This window comes from Kocuria sediminis, assembly GCF_009735315.1.
GTDB classification, from domain to species: Bacteria; Actinomycetota; Actinomycetes; order Actinomycetales; family Micrococcaceae; genus Kocuria; species Kocuria turfanensis.
The window spans coordinates 183,440-208,653 of sequence record NZ_WOGU01000007.1 but is presented as its reverse complement, the minus strand read 5'-3'; the positions used below and the strand labels follow the sequence as shown (position 1 = coordinate 208,653).

Sequence of the window (25,214 nt, the reverse complement as noted above, 5' to 3'; positions counted from 1 at the left end):
CAGGTGCGGGGGCTCCCCACACCCCCAGGCCCCCACCCACCCGGTGCGGGGCCTTTATCCATGCCCCGCCACCGGCCCCGGGACCGGCCCCCACCCACCGACGTGGGGCCTTTATCCGTGGCCGTACGCGACGCAGGAGAAGAGGGGGCGCTCTACCGGCCTAGCATGAGCGCATGCAGCTGCGGCCGACCACTTCCGAGGACCTCGAGGTGCTCCGCACCTGGGTGCCCACCGAGGCCGACATGATCCTGTGGTCGGGGCCGACCTTCACCTGGCCGTTGGACCGCGCGCAGCTCGACATCTACCTGTCGGACGAGCGCCGGCGCTACTGGTCCGGTTTCGCGGCGATCGGGGGACGGATGTCCGGGCACGGGTCCGTGCTGGTGGACGAGGCCGCCGACAGGATGCGGTTGGGCTGCGTCATCGTCGACCCCGCGCTCCGGGGGCACGGACTGGGCCGTCAGTTCGTGACCGCCGCCGTGCAGGAGTCGTTCCGGATCTCGGATCTGCCGGTGCTGACGCTCGGCGTCTACGCCCACAACGCCGCCGCACGGCGGCTCTACGGCAGTCTCGGCTTCCGCGAGACCGGTCTGGTGCGCGACACCAGGGTGGGTGAGCACATCTGGCACGTGCTCGAGATGGAGCGTCCGCGCGCCCTGTGACCGTATCCTCGTCACGGGTGCCGGTTGATCACCTGAGTGGGCCCCGTGGAGCTGTCGACGTGCTGGCTTTCCGGCGCGGGTCCGTGGCCCTCCGACGGCATGGCACCGGGCAGGACGTCGCTGGGCAGGGCCCCACTGTTCTGATCGGCAGTGTTTCGATCGGCACGGGACCGGTCGTCGTCGGCCCGATCGGTGCCGGCACCGTCTCCACGGAGCCGGAGGGCGCCGGGGTCGGCCTCGACGTTGGCCGGCGCGAGGGCGAGGACGACCAGCGCGACGCCGATGACGGTCAACCCGGTCCAGCCGAGACCCGACAGCCGCTCACCGACCACGAGCACGGCGAGCACGGCGGCGACGGCCGGTTCGGTGAGGGTGAGGGTGGTCGCCGTGCTCGGGCGCACCCGAGCGAGACCGAGGCCGAAGAGGAAGTAGCCCAGGAACATCGGGACCAGGGCCGTGTACGCCGCGGCGGTGAACGCCTGCGCCGACTGGAGCAGGGGCGCGCCGGTGAGCAGCAGGACGGGCATCAGGAGAGCCCCGCCGACGCCGAAGACCGCACCCATCGACGCCGCACGGCCCACCTCGTGGCCCATGAGGCGGTGCACCACCCAGGAGTAGAGCGCATAGGTCGTGCCGGCGACCAGGCCGAGCCCGATGCTCGCCGCGGTGGCCGGGGCCGAGGCCGCCGAGTCCCCGGCCCTCGCCAGGCAGAGCATGCCGCTGCCCAGGGTGCCCAGGAGCGCGGCCAGCTTCCACCACCGGCTCAGCGGGAGGCGTTCGATCACCCGCTCCAGGACGCCGGAGGCGAGGGGCGCGGAGGCGAGGGAGACCACCGTGCCGATCGCGACCCCGCCCAGGCGCATCGAGCTGTAGAACGCCAGAGGATAGATCGCGACCGCGACGGCTCCGAGTGCCACCAGTCCCGCGTGCGTCCGCAGCGCCTGCTGTGCCCGGCGCAGGGCGGGCAGGGCGATGGCGGCCTGCAGGAGTCCGCCGATGCCCAGGGCGGCGGCGCCGATGGCCAGGGGCCCGGCCCCGGGGGCGAAGGTCGCGGCGGTCCCGGTCGTCCCCCACAGCATCGAGGTCACCAGGATCGCGGCGATGCCGCCGGCCCGGCCCCTCACCGGGCGGCCAGCAGGTCGGCGGCGATCGCGCGGGCACGCACCAGGCGGGCCGGCTCGCCCTCGAGCCCGGCGCGGGCCATGGATCCCTCCAGCAGGAAGCTCAGGTGCTCCGCCAGCCGGTGGGCGGTGGCCGGATCGGTCAGTCGGCCCAGCGGCTCGAGCAGGAGCTGCTCGACCTCTTCCTTGTGGCGGCGCACGGCGATCCGCGCCGGGTCCGCGGCGGAGAGCTCGGCCGCCGCGTTGAGCAGCCCGCAACCGCGGAACCCATGGTCGTAGGCCGCCGCCGCGTGGTCGGCGTAGGCGTCGAAGACCGCCAGGACGCGCTCCTGCGGGGTGCTGGCGTCCTGCACGCGAGCCCGGTACAGCTGGAGCCACTCCTCGTGGCGGGCCTCGATGTAGGCCTCGACCAGGGCTGCCTTGGAGGCGAAGTTGTTGTACAGGCTCATCTTGGCCACCCCCGCCGACGCGGTGATCGCGTCGATGCCGGTGGCGGCGATGCCGTCGGCGTAGAAGCGCTGGGCGGCGGCCTCCAGGATCCGCGATCGCGCGGACCCCCGACGACGGTCGGCGGCGTGCTGGTCCGTGCTCATGGAACGACCTCCCGGGTGCTGGTTAGACCAGTCTACCTATTCAGTGCTGTGGGGGGTGCAACCGGGGACCGTCCGCAATTCGTGCCGGTGCCGGGCGCTCTCGGGGGAGCATCCGGCCGCCCGAGGACCTACTCTGTCAACATGCTGATCACCACTGCGGCTCCGACCGCCCCTGCTGAGACCGCGCCGGAGGTCCTCCGATGAGCGGCGGTCTGATGGCCCTGCTGGACGACGTCGCCGCCCTGGCCCGCGTCACCGCCGCCTCCGTGGACGACATCGGCGCGGCCGCGGGCCGGGCGAGCGTGAAGGCTGCCGGCGTCGTCGTCGACGACACCGCTGTGACCCCGCAGTACGTCCAGGACGTCACCCCGGCGCGCGAGCTGCCCATCATCTGGCGCATCACCAAGGGCTCGCTGCGCAACAAGCTGGTCTTCATCCTTCCGGTCATCCTGCTGCTGAGCCAGTTCGCGCCGTGGCTGCTGACCCCGATCCTCATGCTGGGGGGCAGCTACCTGTGCTTCGAGGGCGCGGAGAAGATCTGGGCCAAGGTCTCCGGACACGGGGCCAAGTCCAAGACCCCCGTGGTCGAGAAGGGCAAGAGCGCGGAGGACACGATGGTCGGCGGCGCGGTGCGCACCGACCTGATCCTCTCCGCCGAGATCATGGTGATCTCCCTCAACGAGGTCGCCGACGAGCCGCTGTTCTCCCGCGCGGCCATCCTGGTGGTGGTGGCCATCGGCATCACCGTCCTGGTCTACGGCGTGGTGGCCCTGATCATCCGGATGGACGACTTCGGTCTGCACCTGGCCGAGCGGTCCTCCCCGGCCAGCCGGAAGATCGGTCACGGCCTGGTCAAGGGCATGCCCGGGCTGCTCGCGGTGATCTCGGTCGTGGGCACCGCCGCCATGCTCTGGGTGGGCGGGCACATCGTCCTCGTCGGCCTCGACGAGCTGGGCTGGCACCCGCCCTACGAGGCCGTGCACCACGTCGAGACGCTGGTGCACGACGCCGTTCCCGGCGGTCTCGGCGCGGCGCTCGCCTGGCTCACGAACACCTTCTTCTCCGCGGTCCTCGGACTCGTCTGGGGCGCCGTGCTGGTGCTGGCCTGGGAGCTGCTGCCCTTCGGCAAGGGCGAGCACGAGGCCGACCACGAAGCTCCCGGCAAGCACGAGGCCGAGCACGGCAGGCACGAGGACCACGGCGAGCGCCACGGCAAGCACTCCTCGGCGGCCACGGACGGCAGCGCCGCCCCGGACGGGTCCGGCCCCACGCCTCCCGGCGACGGGGGTTCCTCTGCGGTCCGGTGACCGCGACCGCCTGATCCCCGGCGCCTGATCCCCGGCGCCTGATCCCCGTGGCCCGACCGGCCGGGGCGGCCCGGCCCTCACGGTGTGCCCGCGCGCAGCGCGGCCTCGTCCCGCGCGGTGTCCTCACTGGTCCACGGCGCGTACGTCCGGTGCTCCAGGTGCCAGCGCACGGATTCCCGCACCCGCTCCTCGGCCGAGTCCGGGCGCCGGCCCAGGACGTCGTGCGCGGCGTGGGCGTCCGACAGCACGTGCTGCGGGTGGGTCCCGGCGAGGAGCAGGTCGGGGGGCAGCAGCGCGTCGGGCACGCGGACGGACTCCAGTCCGGCCCCGGCCGCGGCGGCGATCTGCTGGATCCACATCCCGATCGTCGGCGTGGTGGGCTCGGCCAGGTTCAGGCGGCGGCCCCGCGCCCGTGGTGCGCCCAGTGCTCGGACCACTGCCTCGGCGACGTCCGTGACGGAGGCTCGGCTCCACAGGAGATTGCCCGCGCCCACGGGGATCCGGTGCCCCCCCCGGCGGCCGCCCGGCGCAGGACGAAGTCCTCCCGGCACTGCGGATCGTGCGGGCCGTAGACCATCGGCAGGCGCAGCACGGTGGCGTCCCGGCGCGCCGGCAGGTCTGCCCGGTCACCGTGGAGGTGCGTCGCCGCGGCGAGCTCGGGCGGTTCCGCGCGCCCCCAGTGGTACACGGCGACCCGGTCGCCGCGGCGCAGCAGGCGGACCACGACGGCCCGGCCGATGAACGACGTGCCGCCCAGCACGAGCACCCTCATGGCGATTCCTCCCGGACCGTCTCAGGCTTCCGGGCGGTGCGCGACTACCCCCACGGGTCGGCGTCGTCGGCGTCCTTGGAGCGGGCGTCGAGGTACTCCTGCAGGACGGCCGAGCCCAGGTCCGCGGGGTCCGGGGCGACCACGCGCCCGTCCACCCGCTCGGCCATCCGCAGCAGGAACCGCTCCAGCCCCGGGTCGTCGCCGAGCCGGAAGAACGTCGTCTGGGCGCCCAGACGGCCCAGTCGGTCCAGCTCCTGGACGGTGGCGCGCAGGGTGGCGGGCTCGGCCGGCCAGGAGAACCAGCTCTCGCCGTCGGGCAGCAGGTGGGCCGTGGGCTCGCCGTCGGTGACGACGAGCAGCACGGGCTGGGCGGAGGGGTGCTTGCGGAAGAAGCGGGTGGCGAGCAGCAGCCCGTGGTGCAGGTTGGTGCCCTGCTCCCGCCGCGGCGGCAGGGACGTGAGCTCCTCGATCCGCAGGTCCCGGGCGTAGCGGCCGAACCCGATGAGCTGGAGCCGGTCCCCGCGGAACCGGGTCGAGACGAGGTGGTGCAGCGCCAGGGAGGTGCGCTTCATCGGCACCCAGCGTCCTTCGGCGGCCATCGAGAACGAGGTGTCCACGAGCAGCGCGACGGCGGCCTGGGTCCGCGCCTCGGTCTCGGCCACCTCGATGTCGCGGACGTCGATCCGCAGTCCCCGTCCGGCGTCACCGCCCTCGGCGACCGTGCGGGTGATGGCGTTGGTGAGGGTGCGGGTCACGTCCCAGGGCTCCGCGTCCCCGAACTGCCACTCCCGGGTGGCGCCGGTCGGCTCCCCGGCCGCGCCGGCCAGCCGGGTGTCCCGGGCGCCGGGCCGGCCGGAGAGCCGCTGGGCGGTGTCCCGCAGCAGCGACTTCCCGAGCCGCCGCACGGCCCGCGGGGAGAGGCGCAGGTCCCCGTCCTGGTCCCGCTGCAGATAGCCGCTCTCCCGCATGGCCCGCTCCAGCTCGGCGAGGGTCCGCGCGGAGACCGCGGCGTCGTCGCCGAGCTGGCGGGCCAGCGCGTCGAGGTCGAGGTCGTCCAGGTTCGCGCCCTCGTGGTGCTGGGACAGCTCGTCGGCCAGCGCGTCGAGCTCGGCGATGTCCTGCAGCACCCCCGTGCCGTCGCCGAGACCCAGGCCCTCTCCGCCCTGGAAGCGCTCCGACCCGCTCCAGTCCTCACCGGGGCGCAGCGCCTGCAGGTTCGCGTCGAGCTGGCCCAGCTGCGCCATGAGGTCCGGGGAGCCGAACGCCTGGGCCGAGAGCTGCATCAGCTCCTGGCGCTGCTCGGGGGTCATGGAGTTCAGCATCCGCTGGGCCGCCGCCGAGCGCTGGGCCAGGGTGTCGATCAGCTCGTCGACCGACTGCGGGTCCTCCGGGAAGTGCTGACCGTGCTTGGCCATGAAGTCCTGGAAGTCCTCGTCGGTGTCCTCGCCGCGCCCGTGCTTCTCCAGCAGCTCGTTGAGGTCGCGCAGCATCTCGGCCACCGCCTCCCGGTCGGCGTCGGTGGCGTTCTCCAGGGCCTGCTTCATGCCGGCGAAGCGCTGGTCCAGGATCTCACGGCCGAGCAGGTCCTTGATCTGCTCGTAGGCCTCCCGCGCGGAGTCCGACTGCCAGTCGTAGGAGGCGAGCTCGCTGACCGCCGCGGCCGTGGAGCGGGGCAGCCCGTCCAGCTGCATCTCGCGGAAGGACCGGTCCATCGGGTCCATCCGGGCATCGCGCAGGAACTGCTCCCGCTCCAGGCGCAGGGCCTTGTCCAGCAGCTGCTTCGCCTCGTCGAGCGTGCCGCCCAGGCGGTGCTGCTTCAGCAGGTCGCGCCGCCGCTGGTGCACGCGCCGGGACAGGTCGTCGAGGCCCTCCCGGCCGCGGCCGCCCCGGCGGAGGAACTCCCGCATCGCCTCCTCCGGCGAGTACCCCGCCATGACGTCCTCCGAGACGGCCGCCAGCGCCTCCGAGAGGTCCACCGGAGGGGCCAGTGGATCCGGCCCCCCGGCGTACCGTCCGTACCGCGATGACCGGTGGTGTGCGGGCATGACGCCCCCTAACGTGTCGTGGCGCTGCCGCGGCGAGCGGTCAGCCGTAGATGGTGCCGTCCTCGTCGGAGTCCTTGGAGATCTTCTGTGCCAGGAACAGCCCTTCGAGGGCCAGTTCGATGGCGCTGGCGCGCTGTCCGGGGCTGGTGGCCCCGAGCCGGGCCGCGATCTCGTCGTAGACCGCGCCGTCGCCGTCGGACTCCGGCAGCTCGGGCAGGGCGGCGAGGAAGTCCCGGGCCGAGACGTCGTCGCCGGTGGAGACCGTGGTGCGGCCGTCGAAGGCCTCCACGACCGGGCCGAGGTCCAGGCCGCGGAAGCGGCCCCGGACGGTCTCGGCGGTCGCCCGGCGCAGCAGGTGGTCGAGGATCGCGCGCTCGCGGCCCTCCTCACCGGACTCGAACTCGATCTTGCCGCCCAGGACGTCGGTGGCCGTCTCGACGTCGACCATGCGGGCGACGGCGTCCTCCTCGCGGCGCACCGTGGCCCGCCGCAGAGCCGCCGCCGCGACCGTCTCCGCGCCCGCGATGGCGAACCGGGCCGAGACCCCCGAGCGCTGGTCGACGGCGGAGGAGTCCCGCAGCAGGCGGGTGAAGCGGGCCAGGATCTCGAGGATCGTCTCGGGGACCTCCGCGACCAGCTCCGCCTCCTGGCGGATGACGGCGATCTCGTCGGCCAGCTCGAGGGGGTAGTGGGTGCGGATCTCGGCGCCGAACCGGTCCTTGAGCGGGGTGATGATCCGGCCCCGGTTCGTGTAGTCCTCGGGGTTGGCCGTGGCCACCACCAGCACGTCCAGCGGCAGCCGCAGGACGTACCCGCGGATCTGGATGTCGCGCTCCTCCATCACGTTGAGCATGGCCACCTGGATGCGCTCGGCGAGGTCGGGCAGCTCGTTGATCGCCACGATGCCGCGGTGGGCGCGCGGCACGAGCCCGTAGTGGATGGTCTCCGGGTCCCCGAGCCGGCGTCCCTCGGCCACGCGCATCGGGTCCACGTCACCGATCAGGTCCGCCACGGACGTGTCCGGGGTCGCGAGCTTCTCCACGTAGCGCTCCGAGCGGTGCCGCCACACGACGGGCAGCTCGTCGCCCTCGAGCAGCACGCGCCGCCGGGACTCCTCCGTCAGGGGCTCCTCGGGGTGCTCGTTGAGCTCCGAGCCCTCGATGGCGGGCGACCACTCGTCGAGCAGACCGGCGAGCGTGCGCAGCAGCCGCGTCTTGCCCTGGCCGCGCTCGCCGAGCAGCACGACGTCGTGACCGGCCAGCAGCGCCCGCTCCAGCTGGGGCAGGACCGTGCGCCCGAGCCCGTGCAGTCCCGGCCAGGGATCACCGCCCTCCGCCAGCGTTCTCAGCAGGTTCTCCCGGATCTCCTGGCGCAGCGGCCGGGGGGAGTGCCCGGCCGCGCGCAGCTCGCCGAGCGTCCGGATGTCGGGTCGATCTGTCCGATCAGTCACAGCGCCACATTAACCCCGGCGTCAAGAGGGCCGGAGTCCTCGGCCCCAGACCCTCTGGTCAGCGCCGCCCCGATCGGTACGCTGGTACATCATGGCAACGCGGAAGAGGCCCCGGAGCACGCTCGTCCTGCTCGTGCGCCACGGCGAGACGCCCACCACCGGCAAGGTCCTGCCGGGGCGGGCGCCCGGCCTGCACCTGTCCGACCGCGGCCGGGCCCAGGCCGAGCAGGTCGCCGAGCGGCTCGCGGGGGTGCCCGTCGACGCGGTGCTCACGTCCCCCCTCGAGCGCACCCGCGAGACGGCGGAGCCCACCGAGGCCCGGACCGGCCGGGCGGCCGTCGTGGACCCCGGGCTGCTCGAGTGCGACTTCGGGGAGTGGACCGGGGCGGAGCTCTCCCGGCTGTCCCGGCTCACGGCCTGGTCGACCGTCCAGCGCGCGCCCTCGACCTTCCGCTTCCCCGGAGGGGAGAGCTTCCCCGAGATGCAGGCCCGGATGGTGGGCGCCGTCGACCGGGCCCGTGCCGAGCACGAGGGCGGGGTCGTGGTCTGCTTCTCGCACGCGGACCCCATCAAGGCGGCCCTCGCGCACGCCCTCGGGACGCACCTGGACCTCTTCCAGCGGATCGTGGTCAGCCCGTGCTCGGTCTCGGCGATCTCCTACGCGCCGGGGCAGGCGCCGGCCGTGCTCACGCTCAACTCCACCCACGAGCCGCTGAGCGGGCTGAGGGTCTCGTGAGCAGGTCCCGGTGAGCGAGCTCGCGCTGCTCGCGGAAGGGCGGATGGAGCTGCTCGGGATGATCCGGGGCAGCAGCAACTCCGCGCTGCTCGTGGAGGTGTGCCTGGAGGACCGCTCCGCCTGGGCCGTCTACAAGCCCCGGGAGGGGGAGCGGCCGCTGGTCGACTTCGCCCCGGGGCTGCACCGGCGGGAGCGCGCCGCCTACCTGCTCAGCGAGATCCTGGGCTGGGGGATCGTCCCGCCCACCGTGGTGCGCGAGGACGGGCCGTTCGGGGTCGGGTCCCTGCAGCTGTTCGTGGAGCACGATCCGCTGGCGCACTACTTCACCCTGTACGACGGCGTCCCCGGCAGCCACGGGGCCCTGCGCCGGATCGCGCTCTTCGACGTCGTGGCGAACAACGCCGACCGCAAGGGCGGGCACGTGCTGCGCGGGACCGACGGCCGGGTGTGGGGGATCGACCACGGCCTGTGCTTCGCGGCCGGCTACAAGCTCCGGACGGTCGTCTGGGACTTCGGCGGCGACCCGGTTCCCGAGGACCTGCTGGCGGCCCTCGCACCCCTGGCGGAGTCCGTTCCCGACGAGCTGGCCGACCTGCTCACCGCACCGGAGGCCTCCGCGCTCCAGCAGCGGGTGTGCCGGCTGCTGGAGCGCCCGGTCCTGCCGGTCGACGTCACGGGGCGCCGGGTCCCCTGGCCCCTGCTCTAGGCCCCGGACCCTGCGGGAGCCCCGGCTGCTGCTGAGGTCCCCGTCCGTGCGGGAACTCCTCACCGGTGCGGGAACTCCTGACCCGAGCTGCCCGGCCGCTGCGGCGCGGGCGGCCCGGGGCACCTAACGGCGCAGCGTCTCGGCCGGGCTCTCGCCGTAGGCCTGCCGGTGGCGGCGGGCGAAGTCCCCGGAGTGCACCATCCCCCAGCGCAGGGCGATGGCCCGGACCGTGTCGCCCGCCTCGGGGTCCGCCTGCAGGAGGTCCTCGTGGGCCGCCGTGAGCCGCAGCTCGCGGAGACAGCCCCCCGGCGTCGTCCCGGCGTGCGAGCGGAAGGCCCGGGTGAGCTCGACCGTGCTCAGGCCCGTGTGGCGGGCGACGTCCTCCACGGTGATCGGCGAGGACAGCTGCGCACGCATGTACTCCACGGCACGCCGGTAGGCGGACTGCCGGTCGGTGGTCGAGGCGCGGCGGGGGCGCGGCTCGCCGAGGAGGGCGAACGCCTCCAGGGTCGCCACCGACATCCTCCGGAGCAGGTCGGCCCGCAGCAGGGGGACGGCGGCGACGGCGGGGTCGGTCAGGGCCTGCTCCACGAACTCGTGGGTGCTGCGCCAGTACCGCTCGCGCGCCGGGGAGACCGGGTGCGGGCCGTCGAAGGCCACCTCGAGCGACTCGTCGCCGAGGACGTCCCGGGCCGTGCGCTGCAGGGCCTCCGGGCCGAGGTTCACCGAGGCGACCGACAGCCGGTCCACCTCGCCGTAGTAGTCCTGGCCCGGCTGGAGCAGGAACAGGCCCGGCCCGCCACCGGCCTGCCCGTCGATCCGCCAGCGGACTCCTCCGGCGCGCGGCAGCATGACCGAGAAGGCTCCCTCGACGACCATGTGCCCGGCGATGCTGCCGCGGAAGGTGAGCTGCCCCAGGCTGAGGTCGGAGTCGCCGTCCATGTCCTGGCTGTACAGGAAGGCCCTCCTGTCCCGGACCGTGCCCATCCGCGCACGGGTGTAGACCTGCTGGAGCGCCTCGTTGGCCACGTCGGGATCGGTGGTCGCAAGGTGCAGGCTCACCGGTGTGGTGGGTGTCATGCTCTGGTCCTCTCGTGGGGTCAGGTGCGCAGCGTGACGGCCGGGGCCCGCCCGTACCGTTCCCGGTAGGCGGCGGCGAAGCGCCCGCGGTGGGTGAAGCCCCACCGTGCGGCGACGGCCTCCACGGTCGCCCCGGTGCTGGGGTCGGCGGCGACCAGGTCCCGGTGGGCGGCGTCCAGGCGGGCGGCGCGCAGATGGGCGGTCGGGGTGGTGTCTAGCTCGCGCCGGAAGGCCGCCTGGAGCCCGCGCACGCTCATCCCGGCGGCCGCGGCGATCTCGGCGAGGCCGATGTCCTGGTCCACGTGCTCGTCGATGTAGGCCACCGCGCGCCGGAGCCCGGCCGGAGCCGCGCGGGGCTGCCCGGGCAGGGCCTGGCTCCGGTCGAGGAACGAGCCGGGGAAGGTGTGGAGCAGCGCGGTGGTGAGGGACCGGGTGAGCTCGGCCCGGATGAGGGGGCTGGCCAGCGCCTCGTCGTCGGTCAGCAGGTTCCGGCCGAGGTGGGCGACGGTGCCCAGCCAGTACCGGGACATGGCCGGGGAGACCGGGCGGGTCCCGGCGAACGCGAGCCGGAAGGTCTCGTCCCCCAGCAGCCCCCGCGCGTGGGCCTCCGCCGCCGCGAGGTCCACGGCCACCGTCATGGCCTCGATGTCCTCCCACCAGCTGGTGTACGTGCGCTGGGGGAAGAGGAAGGGGCCGGTCCGCGGAAAGCGGTCGCCGGCGCTGATGGCACTCACGGCGCCCTGCGTCACGTGGCACACCCGCAGCAGCCCGGCGCCGTCCGTGCGCCCGGTCGTGGAGGAGCCCATGAGCCGGACCCGCTCGTAGCTCACCGGGCCGACCGCGGTCGCGGACAGGTCCATGGAGAACCGGTTCTCGCGGTCCGTGTGCACGTCTCGGATGGCGAAGACCTCGTCGAGCACGGCGACGCCCTCGGCCGGGTCCCGGGTGGTGAACACGGAACGCCGCACCTGGCAGTTCATGCCTGAAACGCTACGCCCCGGCGCGCCCGGCGTCGACCGTTCCGTGCGCGGGGAACTCCGGCCCGCCCTCAGCCGCGCAGGGTCGTGGCGGGGTTCTCGCCGAACCGCTCCCGGTAGGCGGCGGCGAAGCGCCCGGGGTGGCTGAAGCCCCAGTGGGCGGCGATCTCCGCCACGGTGGCGCCGGCCCCGGGGTCCGTGGTCAGCAGCTCGGCGCGCACCGCCTCGAGGCGTACGGTGCGCAGGTGGGCCAGGGGAGTGGTGGACAGCTCCCGGCGGAAGGCCGCCTGCAGTCCCCGCGGGCTCATCCGGGCCGCGCGGGCGATCTCGCCCAGTCCGATGTCCTCCGCGGCGTGCTCCTCCATGAAGGAGACCGCCCGGCGCACTCCGGCGGGCGCCGCGCGCTCCGGCTCCGGTACGGCCGAGCGCTCGAGGAAGCTGTTCGGGAACGCGTGCAGCACCGCGGTGGCCAGGGCGCGGAACGTCTCGGCGCGCACGAGCGGGCTGGCCATGGCCTGGTCGTTGCCCAGCTGGTACTGCCCCAGCCCGGCCACGGACGCGGCCAGGTACTTGGCCATGGCCGGGCTGACCGGTTCGGCGGCCGTGAAGCGCAGGCGGAAGTCCTCGGCGTCCAGCAGGCCGGCCGCGTGCGCCTCCACGGCGGCCAGGTCCAGGGAGAGGGTCAGCAGGTCCAGTTCGTCCCACCGGCAGGTGTAGGAGCGCACCGGGAGGAGGAACGGGGTGGGGCCGGCCGCGGTGGACGTGGCGTCCGTGAAGGCGAGCCGGCCGCCCAGCACCCGTGCGACCCGCAGGGTGCCCGGGGCGTCGATCAGCGCCGCGGCGGGCGCGCCGCTGAGGCGCACCCGCTCCAGACTCAGCCGCTCCACCGCCCCCAGGGCCTGGTGCATGGAGAACGGGGTGTCCGGGGACACCTGGACCCGGGCGGCATAGACGCGCTCGAGGACCTCGACGCCCTCCGACGGGTCGTGGGAGACGAACCGGAGCTTGCGCACGGCCGGTCGCCGGTGCTCCGCCTCGTCCGTACGGCATGCGCGGTGGGACACGTGCGCGGAGAGGACGTCCGACGGGATCGAGAACTCTGCGTCGGGGGCGAGACCAGGCATGGAGAAGTCCTTCGGGTGCGGCGAACGCTCCGGCCGTCTGCTTGACCTGCCGGTGTGGAGCGACCCCGTGCTGCGCTCTGCAGCCCGGGTTCGAGGGCACCGGTGCTCTATTCAGTGTAGTCACCACGGCCCGCGCACCGCGGGACATCATTTCGGCGCGAGGACCTCCGACCTCTGGCCAGCTGAGGTCTCAGGATCTACTCTTGTCAAGAGAGATTGCGTTTTTCGAACTATGGTGCGCCCGGCGGACCGTCATGATTCGACATCTCGCGGCCGGACCGCCCGGCAGGTCCGGGGCGGTGGTCGTCCCGGGGCTCTGCACGACGAGCGAGGAGGGCGTCTTGACCATCACACAGCCTGCTGGCGCGAACCGGGCGACGCAGGTCGTCCTGCGCCCGGCTCGGGTCTCCGACATGTTCCTGCTCATGGATCTCGCCGACCAGGTGGGGTACTGCCTGAACCCCGAGTGGATCCGCACACGCCTCCGGGCCGAGCCCGCGACCGAGGCCCACGTGGTCGCCACGCTCCAGGACATCCCGGTCGGGGCCGCCCACGTCTACCTGTCCCCGCGGCAGACGCCCGGGGGCGCGGTGCGGGCGAGCGTCACGGCGCTGGCCGTGGACGAGGAGCACCGGGACGAGCGGATCGGGTCCCGTCTGCTGACCCGGTGCGAGGAGCTGGCCCAGGAGATGGGGGCGCACACCCTGGAGATCGTCATCCCCTCCCGGCGCCACGAGGACCTGCACGAGTTCTGGCACCGCCACGGCTATGCCCGCGACGACTCCTCGCCCTTCGTCAAGGTGCTCGGCGCCCGCCCGTGAGGGCCCGCGCGCGGAGGAGGACTCAGCCGCGACCGATGCGGGCGAGCGCTGTGCGCACCGACCGGGTGCCGGACGGCCCCCGCAGGGCCGCCACGCCGCCCTCGGACCCCTGGTCGAGCCCCAGCAGGGCGGCGCGGACCTCCGCGGCCGGACGGGTCCGCGTTCCGCGGGCCACGTAGCGGGTGCCGGGCCACTGCCACCGGGACACCGCGATCCGCGCCAGCCGCCGCGCGCCCGGGCCGGCGGCGAGCCGGGCCCGCGCCTCGGCGGTGAAGAACGCGAGGTGGCGTTCCTTCAGCTGCACGGCGGCCCCGGTCGTGGCGGCCAGCCGTGGCTCGGCCGCTCCCAGCCGGCGGTAGGAGTCGGCGAGCACCTCGGTGTCGAGCCGGCTGGTGATCATCTGGGCGGCGGTGACGTCGGCACCCAGGAGGTTGCTGGAGACCGCGCCGAGCAGCGGGCCGAGGCGCTCGTCACGGGCGCGGCGCAGGCGCCCCAGAGCGGTGACCCGGTCCTCCCCGGCCGCCCGGCCGTTGGCGGCCAGGACCGCTCCCAGGGTCTGGACGAGCCAGTGCTGCTCGTAGGCCCAGGTGGTGAGGAAGGCCGTCACCCGCGACTCCGCATGGGTGGGGGTCACCAGGAAGTCCCGCATGCGGTGCAGCAGAGCGCGCTCGGCGGCCTCCAGGCGGGTGAGCGCCTCCAGGGCGGCCGGGCCCAGGTCGCCCAGGGCGGGCAGGTCGAGGTCGGTGGGGCGCAGCTGGAGCGGGTCGCGCATGTAGGCGCGAACGTCGAACCCGGTCGCCGCGCTCACGCCGGCACGCCCCGGGCGTCCAGGGCGTCGGCGACCACGGTCAGCCCCTCCATCCCGGGCAGCTTCGCGATCTGCCGGTCGATGGCCTCGATCTCCCTGCGCCCCTCGGGGCCGGCGAAGAGGTGGGTCATCACGTGGGTGACCTCCTCCTCCGACGAGACGCCGGAGCCGACCGGCTGCCACGCGGTGCGCAGCGCCAGGCGCGCCAGCTTCTGCGCCTTGGGATTGTCCTGCAGCCGGGCCCGGGCCTGGGTGGTGTAGAAGGCGATGTGCTTGGTCTCCTGCGCGGCGATGCGCCGCACCAGCGGGGCGAGCACGGGGTGGTCCTCCAGTGCGGCCAGGCGCCGGTAGCCGGCGGCGGCCGAGCGCTCGTTCACCGCGCCCCAGAGCATGTGCACGGCGACGAAGTCCGTGCCCACGATGTTGGACAGCAGCGACTGCTTCACCGGGCTGATCCGGTCCCGCCAGCCCAGCTTCACGCGCTTGGCCTTGACCTCGTCGAAGGCCACGGTGATCCCGTGCAGGTCCAGGACGTGGGCGAGGGCCTCGCCGTGCCAGAACTCCTCGTGGTTCCAGATGGTCATGAAGGTGGCGACCTCGGGGTCCCGGCGGGACGGGCTGACGAGCATGTCCCGCAGGTAGCACACGGTGTGGAACTCGACGTCGCACATGTAGCGCAGGGTGCGCAGCGTCTCCGGGGGCAGGGGGTCCTCGCGGAACGCGTCGAGCCCGAGGTCCTCCCAGTGCAGGCTGGTGGACTCCTGGGCGAAGCGCTCGATGTCGAAGGCCATGACGTCACTTCCTCTGGTCGTGGTGGCGGTCTCGTGGAAGTATTCGGAGCCGGCGGCGCAGCGGATGGGTGGCCGGAACCCCGGTCCGCCGGACCCCACGAGACAGGAGACGCACCCATGGCAGGACGCACGGCACGGCAGCAGGTCGAGGTGGACGGCGCGCAGCTGTCCGTCCTGACGGCCGGGGACCCCGAGGCCCGGCCTCTGCTGCTGCTCCACGGCACCTTCTGGAGCCGGGTGTGGCAGCCGGTGCTGCCGGCCCTGGGCGAGGCCGCCCGGTGCCTGGCCCTGGACCTGCCCGGCTTCGGCGCCAGCGGCGGAGAGCTCGACGTGGCGCACGCCACCGTCCCGGCCCTGGCCCGGACGGTGCTGGCCGCGGCGGACGCCCTGGGCGTGGAGGAGTTCGACCTCGCCGGCCACGACATCGGCGGCGGGATCGCCCAGCACGTGGCCGCGACCAGCGGGCGGGTGCGGCGGCTGGTGCTGATGAACTCCGTGATGTTCGACTCCTGGCCGGTGCCGGCGGTCGAGCGCTTCCGGGACCCGCAGGTGCGGGCGGCCACCACCGTGGAGGAGCTGCTGGCCGCCCGGGCCGCCTCCACCCGCGGCAGCGTGGCCCGGGAGCTGGGGGAGGAGGAGCTGGCCGACTACCTGGCGCCCTGGCGGGACCCGGTCCGGGTCCGGTCCTGGACGGCGCTGGCCGCCGCGGCGGACCCGCGGTACACGATGGATCTGGTGCCGGCCCTGCAGGAGGCCGCGCTGCCCACCCGGCTGGTGTGGGGCCGCGACGACGACTTCCAGAAGATCGGCTTCGCACGCCGCTACGTCGAGCAGGTCCCGGGCTCCGACCTGGTGGAGGTGGACGGCAGGCACATCCCCACCGAGGACTCCCCGGACGCGGTCGCCGCGGCCATGCTGGAGCACCTCACCGGAGGGGACCGGGGCACGGACCGGCCGGGGGCGTGACGCCGGCCTCGGCCGGTGCGCCGGTGGGGTCGCCGGGCGCCGGGCCGTAGTCTCGGCAGCACGCCGGTGCTGTGCGATCTCGCGCCGGACCCGTGAACAGCAGCGACAACCGTGAGGTGAGAACGTGGTGAGCAGTCCCCGGACGATCGTCTTCGACGTCAACGAGACCCTGTCCGACATGGCCCCGCTGGGGGAGGCCTTCGCCGCGGCCGGGACCCCCGCGCACCTGGCGCAGGTCTGGTTCGCCGGCATCCTCCGTGACGGCTTCGCCGTCACGGCCGCCGGCGGCAACGCGGCCTTCGCCGAGATCGCCCAGGACAGCCTCGTGCGCCTGCTCGCGGAGACCGGCGACGGGGCGGACGAGGCCGCCGCGGGCTCGATCATGTCCGCGCTCAGGGGCCTGGAGGTGCACCCCGACGTCGTCGCCGGGATCGAGGCCCTGAGCCCGCTCGCCGAGCTGGTCACGCTCAGCAACGGTTCGGCGAGCGTGGCCGAGAACCTGCTCGGCCGGGCCGGGGTCCGGGAGCGGTTCCGCGCCCTGCTCAGCGTCGACGACGCCCCGGCCTGGAAGCCGGCCCGGTCCGCCTACGCCTACGCCGCGGCGCAGTGCGGCCGCCCGGCCGAGCAGATGCTGCTGGTGGCCGTGCATCCGTGGGACGTCCACGGGGCGCACGAGGCGGGGCTGCGGACGGCCTGGCTCAACCGCACGGGAGCCCAGTACCCCGGCTACTTCGCCCGGCCGGATCTCGAGGCGGCCGATCTGCCGTCCCTGGCCGCGCAGCTGGGCGGCACCTCGGCCTGATCCGCGGTGCGGCGGGCGGGGACCCGGCCGCGCCGGCCGGCACGTCCGGTCCGGCCCCTCTGCTCCGGAGCGCCGCAGGCGGCCGGGGAGGCGCCGCGCCGGTCGGTGCGGCATCCTGGAGCGGTGGCTCACATCGTGCTGGAGGTCGATCCCGCGCTGTGGTTCCTGCTGTCCCGGCGCCGGCGCGGGCCCCGCTTCCTTCTCGACGTGCCGGGCACGGACACGGTCGGCCACGTGGTGCGCATGATCGGCATCCCGCCGACCGAGGTCGGCGCGGTGCGCCTCGACGGCCACGAGGTCGACCTGGCGGCCCGGCCCACCGCCGCGGCCCGCGGGTCCTCGGAGGCCGGTGGCCCCGGGAGCGGACCCGTGCTCACCGTCGGTGCGCGGCCGAGGCCGCAGCCCACCCGGCACCGTCCTCCGCGCTTCCTGCTCGACGTCCACCTGCGGCCCCTGGCCCGCCGCCTCCGGCTGCTGGGTCTCGACGCCGCCTGGGAGGCCGACGCCGACGACGCCCACCTCGTGGACCGCGCCGCCCGGGAGGAGCGGGTGCTGCTCACCCAGGACCGCGGGCTGCTCCACCGCGGAGCCCTGCCCGAGGGCGCCCTGGTGCGCGGCGAGCGGGCCGACGAGCAGCTGGCCGACGTCCTCGACCGGTTCGACCCGCCCCTGGCGCCGTGGACCCGGTGCCTGCGCTGCGGCGCCCCGCTGGAGGAGGCGAGCGCGGAGGACGTGGCCGACCAGCTGCTGCCCCGCACCCGGCGGGCGTACCGGTCCTTCTCCCGCTGCACCGGCTGCGGGCAGGCCTACTGGCGCGGGGCCCACGCTGGTCGCCTGGATACCGTCGTCGCCCGGGCCCTTGCCGCGCGGCGGCCCCCGGCGTAGCTTGGGGGCCATGTTCCTGTCCTGATGCCCCGGCCCACGTCCGCGGCCGGCACCGTGGATCCGAGCCCGTGCGGCTCCGCGCATCCGGTGCCGCACCGGCCCGGCGGACCCCGCTCCCGCATCGACAGGACCCCACCATGGCCTCTGCCCCGCAGCACCCCCTGCACCTGCGCCTGGACGGCGTCGGCGTCGGCTTTCCCGGCCGCCGTGTCCTCACCGACGTGTCCCTGACCGTCCCGGCCGGTGCGCGCATCGGACTCATCGGCGAGAACGGCGCCGGCAAGACCACCCTGCTGCACCTGGCCGCCGGGCTGCTGGTGCCCGCCACCGGCACCGTCCACCGCCCCGGGCGCACCGGGCTGCTCCGACAGCAGCAGGACCTGCCCGCCCGGGTCACGGTGGGGGAGGTGGTCGAGGACGCCGTCGCCGACGTCCGCGCCCTGGAGCACCGCCTCGCCGCGCTCGCCGCCGGCATCGCCCAGGCCCCCGACGACCTGGCGACCGCGGACGCCTACGACACCGTCCTGCGCGACGCCGAACGCCAGGGCCTCTGGACCCTCGACGCCCGGATCGAGGCGGTCCTCGGCGGGCTGGGCCTCGGCGGGCTGCCCCGGGACCGCCGGATCGGGGAGGTCTCCGGCGGTCAGCGGCGGCGGCTCGCCCTCGCCGCGCTGCTGCTGGCCCGGCCCGCGGCCCTGCTGCTCGACGAGCCGACCAACCACCTGGACGACGACGCCGTGGACTTCCTCGTCACCGAGCTGGCCGGCCGGCGGGGTCCCGTGCTCATGGCCAGCCACGACCGCTGGTTCCTGGACGCCGCCGCCACCGGGGTGGTCGACCTCGACCCGGCGCTCGGCCCGGACGAGTCCGCCGGCGGCCCGGCCCGGCAGGGCACCGTGTCCACCGGCGGCTACTCGGCCTACCTGGACCGGCGCGAGGCCGCCCGCCGCCGCTGGGGCGAGCGCTTCGCCGCCCAGCAGGAGGAACGGCAGCGGCTGCAGGAGGTCGTCGACGTCTCCGGGCGGGAGATCTTCCACACCACGGCCCCCAAGTCCGAGGGCCGCATCACGCGCAAGTTCTACAGCGACCGCGCCGCCAAGACCATCGGCGGCCGGGTCCGCTCGGCCCGCCAGCGGCTCGGCGCGCTCGAGCGCACCGCCGTCGGCGCGCCGCCGGGCCCGCTGCGCTTCGCCGGGATCCCCGGGACCGCGGACGACGCCGCCGCCGGCACCCTGCTCCGGCTGCGCGGGGCGGCCGTCGCGGGGCGGCTGGCCCCGACCGACCTGGTGCTGCACGCCGGGGACCGGCTGCTGGTCCAGGGCCCGAACGGCACGGGGAAGTCCACGCTGCTCTCCCTGCTGGCGGGCGAGCTGCGCCCCGACGCGGGCACCGTGGAGCGCCGGGGCGGCGCCGTCGTCGCACGCCTGGCCCAGGAGGACGACTGGCCGGACCTCGCGGTGCCCGCCGGGACGGCCTACCGCGCCCGGCTGCGGGACCCCGCCCGCGCCCCGACCCTGCGGGACCTCGGGCTGCTGCGCGACGAGGACGCCGCCCGCCCCCTCGGGGAGCTGTCCCCCGGGCAGCGCCGCCGGGTGGCGCTCGCGGCCCTGGTCGCCGAGCCCGCCCCGCTGCTGCTGCTGGACGAGCCGACCAACCACCTGTCCCTGGCCCTGGCGGAGGAGCTCGAGCAGGCCCTGGAGGACTTCCCGGGCACCGTGGTGCTGGCCACCCACGACCGGTGGATCCGGCGGCGCTGGACCGGCCGGGTGCTCTCGGTGCCGCCCACCGCGGCGGGCACGTCCACGGTGGGGCACGGGACGACCCTTGAGGGTGTTCAGAAGCTGGCTTAGTGTTGAGGTCCGTCGACAACCCACGGAGGAGGAGCCATGGCCGCAGCAGTGGACAGGAACCGGTGGCGGAAGGTGCTGGTGATCGCGACCCTGCCGTTCGCGGCGCTGGGCGTCACCGGGTGCGACAACACGGAGTCCGGCGGCGAGGAGGGCGTCGAGCAGGAGGCCACCACCGGGACCGAGGAGACCGCCGGCACCCAGGAGACCGCCGAGAGCGAGGAGACCGCCGCCCCCGGGGCGACCATCGGCGAGGAGGAGAGCGCGCCGGAGGAGGAGAGCGCCACGGAGGGCGAGCTGCCCTACGAGGACGGCGGAGAGGAGGAGGGGCAGGGCGGGAACTGACCTCCCGGGCTCCAGCCCCGCTCCGTCCGGGCGCGGAGGTGCCGCAGCCGTCCTGATCGGCCGCCGCCCGGTCCAGCCCCACAAGAGGGGGCAGGGCCGGGCGTCGTGCTGCTGCGGGCACGGAAGACCCACCGGTGCGCCGCGGTGCCCCACGTCAGGCCGGGGTCGCGGGTCCGCCCCGCCGCGGCGCCGGCGGACGGTCACGGGTGCCCGGCGCCGTGGAGGGCGAGTCACGGACGGGCACACGGTTCCGGTCGGACGCCCTACGGGGTGAGGATGATGTCATCCCCGGCACGGGCGATCGGGGGGACTCCGGTCGAGGTCGTCCGCCGGGGCTGCTCGTCGGTCCGCGCCGCTCGTCCTGGCGGTCGTGCGCCGCGGACGGGCCGGACGCGAAAGGACCGCCGTGACCACGCCACTCGTTCCCGAACTGCCCGAGGTGCCCGGGACCGCGCGCAGCGCCCCCGACCGCGGGGCGGGGCGCCACCGAGCGCCCGACCGCACGATCGAGCGGGCCGCCGTGCTCGCCCTGCTGATGCTCCTCGGGCTGGCACTGGTCCTGGCCGCGGCCACCCGGGTCGCGCCGGTCGTGCCGCTGGTCACCGCCACGGCCCTGCTGCTCGTGGCCGTGGCCGCGCTCGGGCGGGACACCGCCTCCGACCGGCCCGCGCCGCCGGCCCGCCCGGCGGCGGACGGGACCACCTGCGGGCTCGAGGACCCCTCCGACGCCCTGCGCTGCCACCGGCCCGCCGGGCACCCCGGGGCCCACTACGACGAGCGGGCCGACCAGGCGTTCGAGGACACGCTCACCGCCCACATCGGCGACGCCGGGGCCTACTACCTCGACCGGCAGGGCCGCCCGGTGCCCATCGACGACGCCTTCTGAGGAACGCGTCCTGCCCGTCACGTGCCGGAGGACGCCCTCCCGGCGGGGTCGTGTCCGAATCGTGTCCGTCATCTTCCCGCCACGTGGCCGGTGCCCGCTGACCTGGGCCTACGTTGGGGATGTCGCACAGACACGGGGCTCGACGGGCGTCCGGGGGTGGACGCCGCGAGCCGGAACCAGTCGCGAAGCGGTCCCCGCTTCTCCACCGGATGGGACAGAACCATGAGAAGAACCACCAGGGCAGTCACGGCCGCCGTCTTCGCGGCAGGAGCCGGCCTCGTCGCCGCGGCGCCGGCGCAGGCGATGGAGATCTCCGACATCAGCGACGCCACGCGGATCGCCGAGGGGGCCGCCGTCCAGGGCACCTACAGGGTCTCCTGCACCGCGGGCACCAACGTCTTCGTCTCCCTGAGCGTGACCCAGCGGGTCTCCGAGGGGCGCATCGCCAACGGCAGCTATTTCGAGCAGTGGGCCTGTGAGGGCGGTGAGGTCGAGATGGACTACCAGGCCGTGGCCTTCAACATGGCCTTCGACGAGGGGCCGGCCGTCATCTCCGGGTTCATCCAGGAGTGCCAGGCCGAGTTCTGCGGGACCGGCACCAACCTGCCGCTGCAGGTCATCCAGATCACGGACTGATCGCGGCCCCGGCCCCGCCCCGCGCCCCACGTCGGCGGGGGGCGGGGCCGCTCGCCGAGCGCACTCCTGTCCCGCGGGGACGCACTCCCGTCCTGCCGGGCCCGGGGCCGGGAACTCTGCCCGAAAGTCCACTGACCGGCCCCCGCCCCGGACCTAGAGTCGGAGGCATCGACCGCGCCGCCGTTTCCCCCCGCCCCCCGCAGCTGACCGACGACCGCGCCGTGCCCGTCCTCCAGGAGGAGGTCCTCACGAGGCAGCCGGCGCGGGTCGACGCCGTGAGCGGGGCCGACCACGCCGTGCGGGGCTACCGCTCCGCCTTCCGGGACCTCGTGGAGCGGGCCGAACCGTGAGTGCCCCCGCCGTCGAGCTGCGCCGCCCGGAGGGCCGCCGGCACCTCCACCGGGAGCGGATCTGGGGCACCACGGTCACCGTCGACGTCCGTGCCGGGGAGGAGCCCCTGCCGGCCGAGCGCGTCGTGCAGCACGCCCTGGACGTGGCCGTGGCCAACATGGGCTGGGTCGACGCCGTCTTCTCCACCTACCGGCCCGACTCCCTGGTGAACGCGCTGCGGGCGGGCCTGCTCGACGAGCGCCGGCTCACCCGCTCGGACCCGGCGCAGGGGGCCCTGCTCGACGTGCTCCGGCGCTGCCGGGAGGGGCGGCAGCTGACCGAGGGCTGCTTCGACCCCTGGGCCGTGCGCGGCGGCTTCGACCCCTCCGGCTACGTCAAGGCCTGGGCCGCGGAGCGGCTGGCGGACGACCTGGTCCGCGCCGGCTGCGCGAACGTGTGCATCGACGCCGGCGGGGACGTGGTCACCCGCGGGCTCGCGGCGCCGGAGGAGCCCTGGGCGGTGGGCATCCGCCACCCGGACGACCCCGGCGCGGTCTCGTGGACCGTCCTGCCCGGCGACGGGGCGGTCTCGACCTCCGGGACCTACGAACGGCCCGCGCACATCGTCGACCCCCGCACCGGCCGGCCCGCGGCCGGGGCCCGCTCCGCGACCGTCGTGGGCCCGGACGCGCGCCTGGCCGGGGTCCTGGCCACGGCCCTCGTGGTGGCCGGCCGGGACGGGGCCCGCTGGTTCACCGGCCTGGAGGAGTGGTCCGCCTGGGTGGTGGACCCCGCCCCCGCGGACACCGCGTGGACGATCGGCCGGGACCGGCACCGGACCGGCACCGGACCGGCTGAGTCCCGCCGCGAGTCCCCCGGTCGCTAGGGTGGACGCGGTGAGCATCTCCCTCGACACCACTGCGACCACCGCCCCCGACACCGTCCGCTCCGGCATGGTCCGGGTCCGCGGGGCCTCCGAGCACAACCTGCGCCACGTGGACGTGGACATCCCCCGCGACGCGATCGTCGCCTTCACCGGCGTCTCCGGGTCCGGGAAGTCCTCCCTGGCCTTCGGCACCGTCTACGCCGAGGCCCAGCGGCGCTACCTCGAGTCCGTCGCGCCCTACGCCCGGCGCCTGATCCAGCAGGGGCACAACCCCGCCGTGGAGGAGATCACCGGGCTCCCGCCGGCCGTGGCCCTCCAGCAGCGGCGCGGGGCCCCCAGCTCCCGCTCCACGGTGGGCACCCTGACCACGCTGTCCAACTCGGTGCGCATGCTCTTCTCCCGGGCGGGCACCTACCCCGAGGGCGCCGCGGGCAGCCTGGACTCCGACGCCTTCTCGCCCAACACCGCCGCCGGCGCGTGTCCTGAGTGCTCCGGCCTGGGCACCGTGCACGACGTCACCGAGTCCTCCCTGGTCCCGGATCCCGGGCTGAGCATCCGCGAGGGCGCGGTGGCCGCCTGGCCCGGCGCGTGGCAGGGCAAGAACCTGCGGGACATCCTCGTGCACCTGGGCCACGACGTCGACGTCCCGTGGCGGGAGCTGCCCCGGGACGTCCGGGACTGGATCCTGTTCACCGAGGAGCAACCGGTCGTGGAGATCACCCCGCAGCGGGACCGCGTGGCCAAGCCCTACAAGGGCCGGTTCTGGAGCGCCCGCAGCCACGTCCTGCACACCCTGGCGGACTCCGCGAGCCCGCAGATGCGCGAGCGCGTCCTGCGCTTCGTGGCCACCGGCCCGTGCCGCGCGTGCGGGGGCGCCGGCCTGCGCCCGGAGGCGCTCGCCGTGACCTTCGGGGGCCGGACCATCGCCGAGCTCAACGGGGCGCCCCTGGCGGAGCTGGCCGAGGCGGTGCGCCCGACGGCCGTCCTGGAGGGGGCCGGGACCGCCTCGCGCGCGGTGACCTCCGGGGAGCGCAGCGAGGCCGCGGTCACCATCGCCCGGGACCTGCTCGCCCGGCTGGAGGTGCTGCTCGGCCTGGGCCTGGGCTACCTGAGCCTGGACCGGTCCACTCCCACGCTGTCCCCGGGGGAGATGCAGCGTCTGCGCATCGCCACCCAGCTGAGATCCGGGCTGTTCGGGGTGGTCTACGTGCTCGACGAGCCCTCCGCGGGCCTGCACCCGGCCGACGCCGAGCCGCTGCTGGCGGTGCTGGAGGAGCTGAAGGCCTCCGGGAACTCGGTGTTCGTGGTGGAGCACGACATGGCCGTGGTCCGCCGGGCCGACTGGGTCGTGGACGTGGGCCCGCAGGCCGGGGACCGCGGCGGTTCCGTGCTCTACAGCGGCCCCGTGCCGGGGCTGGCCGAGGTCCCGGCGTCCGTCACGCGCCCGTTCCTGTTCCCGGACGGGGAGGCCGCCGCGCCCCCGCCCGCCGCCCGCCGGCCCGAGCGCTGGCTGCGGCTGCGCGGGGTGAGCCGCCACAACCTCGTGGACCTGGACGTCGAGATCCCCCTGGGCGTGCTCACCGCCGTCACCGGGGTCTCCGGCTCGGGCAAGTCCACCCTGGTCAGCCAGGTCCTGGCCGAGACCGTGGGCCGGCACCTGCACGGCGGGGCGGGGCCCGCGGACGACCACGAGGCGACGCCCGCTCCGGGGGCGCGGGTGGGCTCCGTGGAGGGCCTGGAGCACCTGGACCGGCTGATCCGCGTGGACCAGCGGCCCATCGGCCGGACCCCGCGCTCCAACCTGGCCACCTACACCGGGCTCTTCGACGCGGTCCGCAAGCTCTACGCCGCCACCGACGAGGCCCGGGCCCGGGGCTACGGAGCCGGGCGGTTCTCCTTCAACGTGGCCGGCGGGCGGTGCGAGACCTGCCAGGGCGAGGGCTTCCTCGCCGTGGAGCTGCTGTTCCTGCCCGGCACCTACGGCCCGTGCCCCGACTGCCACGGCGCGCGCTACAACCCCGAGACGCTGGAGGTCACCCACCGGGGCCGGAGCATCGCCGACGTGCTGGGCATGCGGGTGGAGACGGCCGCGGAGTTCCTCGCCGACGTCCCGGCCGCCGCGCGCAGCCTGCGCGCCCTGCTCGACGTGGGCCTGGGGTACCTGCGGCTGGGCCAGCCGGCCACCGAGCTCTCCGGCGGCGAGGCCCAGCGGATCAAGCTGGCCACGGAGCTGCAGCGGGCCCGGCGCGGGCACACCCTCTACCTCCTGGACGAACCCACCACGGGGCTGCACCCGCAGGACGTGCAGGCGCTGCTGGGCCAGCTGAACCGGCTCGTGGACGCGGGCAACACCGTGGTGGTGGTGGAGCACGCCATGGACGTGGTGGCCCGGGCGGACCGGGTGATCGACATGGGTCCGTCCGGCGGCGAGGCCGGCGGGCGGATCCTCTGCGCCGGCACCCCCGCCGAGGTCGCGGCGTGCCCCTCGAGCCGCACCGCCCCCTACCTGACCGCCGCCCTCCGCTGACCCGCCCCTCCTCCTGCTGCGCCGAGGCTGCACGCAACCATCTGCGCCGAGGCCGCACGCAACGGCGACCGCGCGCGGGTGGGCGGCCGTGAGCCGCAACCTCGCGGGAAC

Annotated in this window: 26 protein-coding genes; 15 read left to right on the top strand and 11 right to left on the bottom strand. The window is 75.0% G+C overall.

The window, feature by feature from the left end; genetic code table 11:
* The first annotated feature begins 173 nt into the window (after positions 1-173).
* Positions 174-662, top strand: a complete 489-nt coding sequence (locus tag GMA12_RS10420) for a GNAT family N-acetyltransferase (RefSeq protein WP_156269448.1) — start codon at positions 174-176, stop codon at positions 660-662.
* Positions 663-673: 11 nt separating this feature from the next.
* Here the strand turns inward: GMA12_RS10420 and GMA12_RS10415 are convergent, their stop codons facing one another.
* Entirely contained in the window at positions 674-1,786 is a 1,113-nt protein-coding gene (locus GMA12_RS10415) for a DMT family transporter (protein ID WP_370831142.1), read from the bottom strand.
* Positions 1,783-2,376, bottom strand: coding sequence for a TetR/AcrR family transcriptional regulator (locus GMA12_RS10410; protein ID WP_156269447.1), 594 nt, complete (start codon positions 2,374-2,376; stop codon positions 1,783-1,785). Before GMA12_RS10410 ends, GMA12_RS10415 begins: the two co-directional genes overlap by 4 nt.
* A 200-nt stretch (positions 2,377-2,576) precedes the next feature.
* Here GMA12_RS10410 and GMA12_RS10405 point away from each other — a divergent pair, with 200 nt between their 5' ends.
* Positions 2,577-3,683, top strand: a complete 1,107-nt coding sequence (locus tag GMA12_RS10405; protein ID WP_156269446.1) for a DUF808 domain-containing protein — start codon at positions 2,577-2,579, stop codon at positions 3,681-3,683.
* A 77-nt stretch (positions 3,684-3,760) separates the two neighbouring features.
* Here GMA12_RS10405 and GMA12_RS10400 read toward each other — a convergent pair whose 3' ends face one another.
* Genes GMA12_RS10400 through GMA12_RS10385 form a run of 4 tightly spaced genes read right to left on the bottom strand, consistent with a single transcriptional unit; the run spans position 3,761 to position 7,950 of the window.
* On the bottom strand, positions 3,761-4,042 hold the full coding sequence (locus tag GMA12_RS10400; RefSeq protein ID WP_156269445.1) for a hypothetical protein: 282 nt from the start codon (positions 4,040-4,042) through the stop codon (positions 3,761-3,763).
* A gap of 32 nt (positions 4,043-4,074) precedes the next feature.
* Complete coding sequence (locus tag GMA12_RS10395) at positions 4,075-4,455, bottom strand: Rossmann-fold NAD(P)-binding domain-containing protein (protein WP_156269444.1); 381 nt, start codon at positions 4,453-4,455, stop codon at positions 4,075-4,077.
* A 44-nt stretch (positions 4,456-4,499) separates the two neighbouring features.
* Positions 4,500-6,500 carry a VWA domain-containing protein gene (locus GMA12_RS10390; RefSeq protein WP_156269443.1) on the bottom strand — a complete coding sequence of 667 codons (2,001 nt, stop codon included), beginning with the start codon at positions 6,498-6,500 and terminating at the stop codon, positions 4,500-4,502.
* Between the two features lie 40 nt (positions 6,501-6,540).
* Positions 6,541-7,950: a sigma 54-interacting transcriptional regulator gene (locus GMA12_RS10385; RefSeq protein ID WP_162459716.1), complete on the bottom strand. Its 1,410-nt coding sequence runs from the start codon at positions 7,948-7,950 to the stop codon at positions 6,541-6,543.
* A 91-nt stretch (positions 7,951-8,041) separates the two neighbouring features.
* On the opposite strand from GMA12_RS10385, the gene GMA12_RS10380 reads away from it, so the two are divergent.
* Both GMA12_RS10380 and GMA12_RS10375 read left to right on the top strand, forming a co-directional pair.
* Entirely contained in the window at positions 8,042-8,686 is a 645-nt protein-coding gene (locus GMA12_RS10380) for an MSMEG_4193 family putative phosphomutase (RefSeq protein WP_156269442.1), read from the top strand.
* A 10-nt stretch (positions 8,687-8,696) separates the two neighbouring features.
* Complete coding sequence (locus GMA12_RS10375) at positions 8,697-9,392, top strand: SCO1664 family protein (RefSeq protein WP_370831135.1); 696 nt, start codon at positions 8,697-8,699, stop codon at positions 9,390-9,392.
* Between the two features lie 123 nt (positions 9,393-9,515).
* Here GMA12_RS10375 and GMA12_RS10370 read toward each other — a convergent pair whose 3' ends face one another.
* The 3 genes from GMA12_RS10370 to GMA12_RS10360 all read right to left on the bottom strand — a co-directional run bounded on the left by GMA12_RS10370 (position 9,516) and on the right by GMA12_RS10360 (position 12,573).
* Positions 9,516-10,472, bottom strand: a complete 957-nt coding sequence (locus tag GMA12_RS10370) for a helix-turn-helix transcriptional regulator (protein ID WP_156269441.1) — start codon at positions 10,470-10,472, stop codon at positions 9,516-9,518.
* Positions 10,473-10,492: 20 nt separating this feature from the next.
* Positions 10,493-11,452, bottom strand: coding sequence for an AraC family transcriptional regulator (locus GMA12_RS10365; RefSeq protein WP_156269440.1), 960 nt, complete (start codon positions 11,450-11,452; stop codon positions 10,493-10,495).
* A gap of 68 nt (positions 11,453-11,520) precedes the next feature.
* The gene (locus GMA12_RS10360) at positions 11,521-12,573 is read right to left on the bottom strand and encodes a helix-turn-helix transcriptional regulator (protein ID WP_162459715.1); all 1,053 of its coding nucleotides are present in this window, start codon (positions 12,571-12,573) and stop codon (positions 11,521-11,523) included.
* Positions 12,574-12,914: 341 nt separating this feature from the next.
* Between GMA12_RS10360 and GMA12_RS18285 the strand changes: the two genes are divergently transcribed.
* Positions 12,915-13,394: a GNAT family N-acetyltransferase gene (locus tag GMA12_RS18285; RefSeq protein ID WP_162459714.1), complete on the top strand. Its 480-nt coding sequence runs from the start codon at positions 12,915-12,917 to the stop codon at positions 13,392-13,394.
* Positions 13,395-13,416: 22 nt separating this feature from the next.
* Here the strand turns inward: GMA12_RS18285 and GMA12_RS10350 are convergent, their stop codons facing one another.
* Together GMA12_RS10350 and GMA12_RS10345 are read right to left on the bottom strand one after the other, a co-directional pair.
* Positions 13,417-14,202, bottom strand: coding sequence for a hypothetical protein (locus tag GMA12_RS10350; RefSeq protein WP_156269437.1), 786 nt, complete (start codon positions 14,200-14,202; stop codon positions 13,417-13,419).
* Positions 14,199-14,993 (bottom strand): ferritin-like domain-containing protein, encoded by a 795-nt coding sequence (locus GMA12_RS10345; protein WP_156269436.1) that lies wholly within the window; start codon positions 14,991-14,993, stop codon positions 14,199-14,201. The genes GMA12_RS10350 and GMA12_RS10345 overlap by 4 nt, the downstream gene beginning before the upstream one ends.
* A 117-nt stretch (positions 14,994-15,110) precedes the next feature.
* Here GMA12_RS10345 and GMA12_RS10340 point away from each other — a divergent pair, with 117 nt between their 5' ends.
* From GMA12_RS10340 to uvrA, 10 genes are all read left to right on the top strand, one after another.
* Positions 15,111-15,959, top strand: a complete 849-nt coding sequence (locus GMA12_RS10340) for an alpha/beta fold hydrolase (protein ID WP_156269435.1) — start codon at positions 15,111-15,113, stop codon at positions 15,957-15,959.
* Positions 15,960-16,086: 127 nt separating this feature from the next.
* Complete coding sequence (locus GMA12_RS10335) at positions 16,087-16,761, top strand: haloacid dehalogenase type II (protein ID WP_170301041.1); 675 nt, start codon at positions 16,087-16,089, stop codon at positions 16,759-16,761.
* Positions 16,762-16,884: 123 nt separating this feature from the next.
* The gene (locus GMA12_RS10330) at positions 16,885-17,646 is read left to right on the top strand and encodes a Mut7-C RNAse domain-containing protein (RefSeq protein WP_206064672.1); all 762 of its coding nucleotides are present in this window, start codon (positions 16,885-16,887) and stop codon (positions 17,644-17,646) included.
* Positions 17,647-17,783: 137 nt separating this feature from the next.
* Positions 17,784-19,496, top strand: coding sequence for an ABC-F family ATP-binding cassette domain-containing protein (locus GMA12_RS19300; protein ID WP_156269434.1), 1,713 nt, complete (start codon positions 17,784-17,786; stop codon positions 19,494-19,496).
* Positions 19,497-19,532: 36 nt separating this feature from the next.
* Positions 19,533-19,838, top strand: coding sequence for a hypothetical protein (locus GMA12_RS10320; protein ID WP_156269433.1), 306 nt, complete (start codon positions 19,533-19,535; stop codon positions 19,836-19,838).
* A 406-nt stretch (positions 19,839-20,244) separates the two neighbouring features.
* On the top strand, positions 20,245-20,724 hold the full coding sequence (locus tag GMA12_RS10315) for a hypothetical protein (RefSeq protein ID WP_156269432.1): 480 nt from the start codon (positions 20,245-20,247) through the stop codon (positions 20,722-20,724).
* Positions 20,725-20,946: 222 nt separating this feature from the next.
* Positions 20,947-21,360 carry a hypothetical protein gene (locus GMA12_RS10310; RefSeq protein ID WP_156269431.1) on the top strand — a complete coding sequence of 138 codons (414 nt, stop codon included), beginning with the start codon at positions 20,947-20,949 and terminating at the stop codon, positions 21,358-21,360.
* 221 nt (positions 21,361-21,581) lie between these two features.
* Complete coding sequence (locus GMA12_RS19295; RefSeq protein WP_276607392.1) at positions 21,582-21,710, top strand: hypothetical protein; 129 nt, start codon at positions 21,582-21,584, stop codon at positions 21,708-21,710.
* A complete protein-coding gene (locus GMA12_RS10305; RefSeq protein ID WP_156269430.1) occupies positions 21,707-22,576 on the top strand; it encodes an FAD:protein FMN transferase in 870 nt (289 codons plus the stop codon). The genes GMA12_RS19295 and GMA12_RS10305 overlap by 4 nt, the downstream gene beginning before the upstream one ends.
* 67 nt (positions 22,577-22,643) lie before the next feature.
* Positions 22,644-25,103, top strand: a complete 2,460-nt coding sequence (gene uvrA / locus GMA12_RS10300) for an excinuclease ABC subunit UvrA (RefSeq protein ID WP_156269471.1) — start codon at positions 22,644-22,646, stop codon at positions 25,101-25,103.
* Positions 25,104-25,214 lie beyond the last annotated feature (111 nt).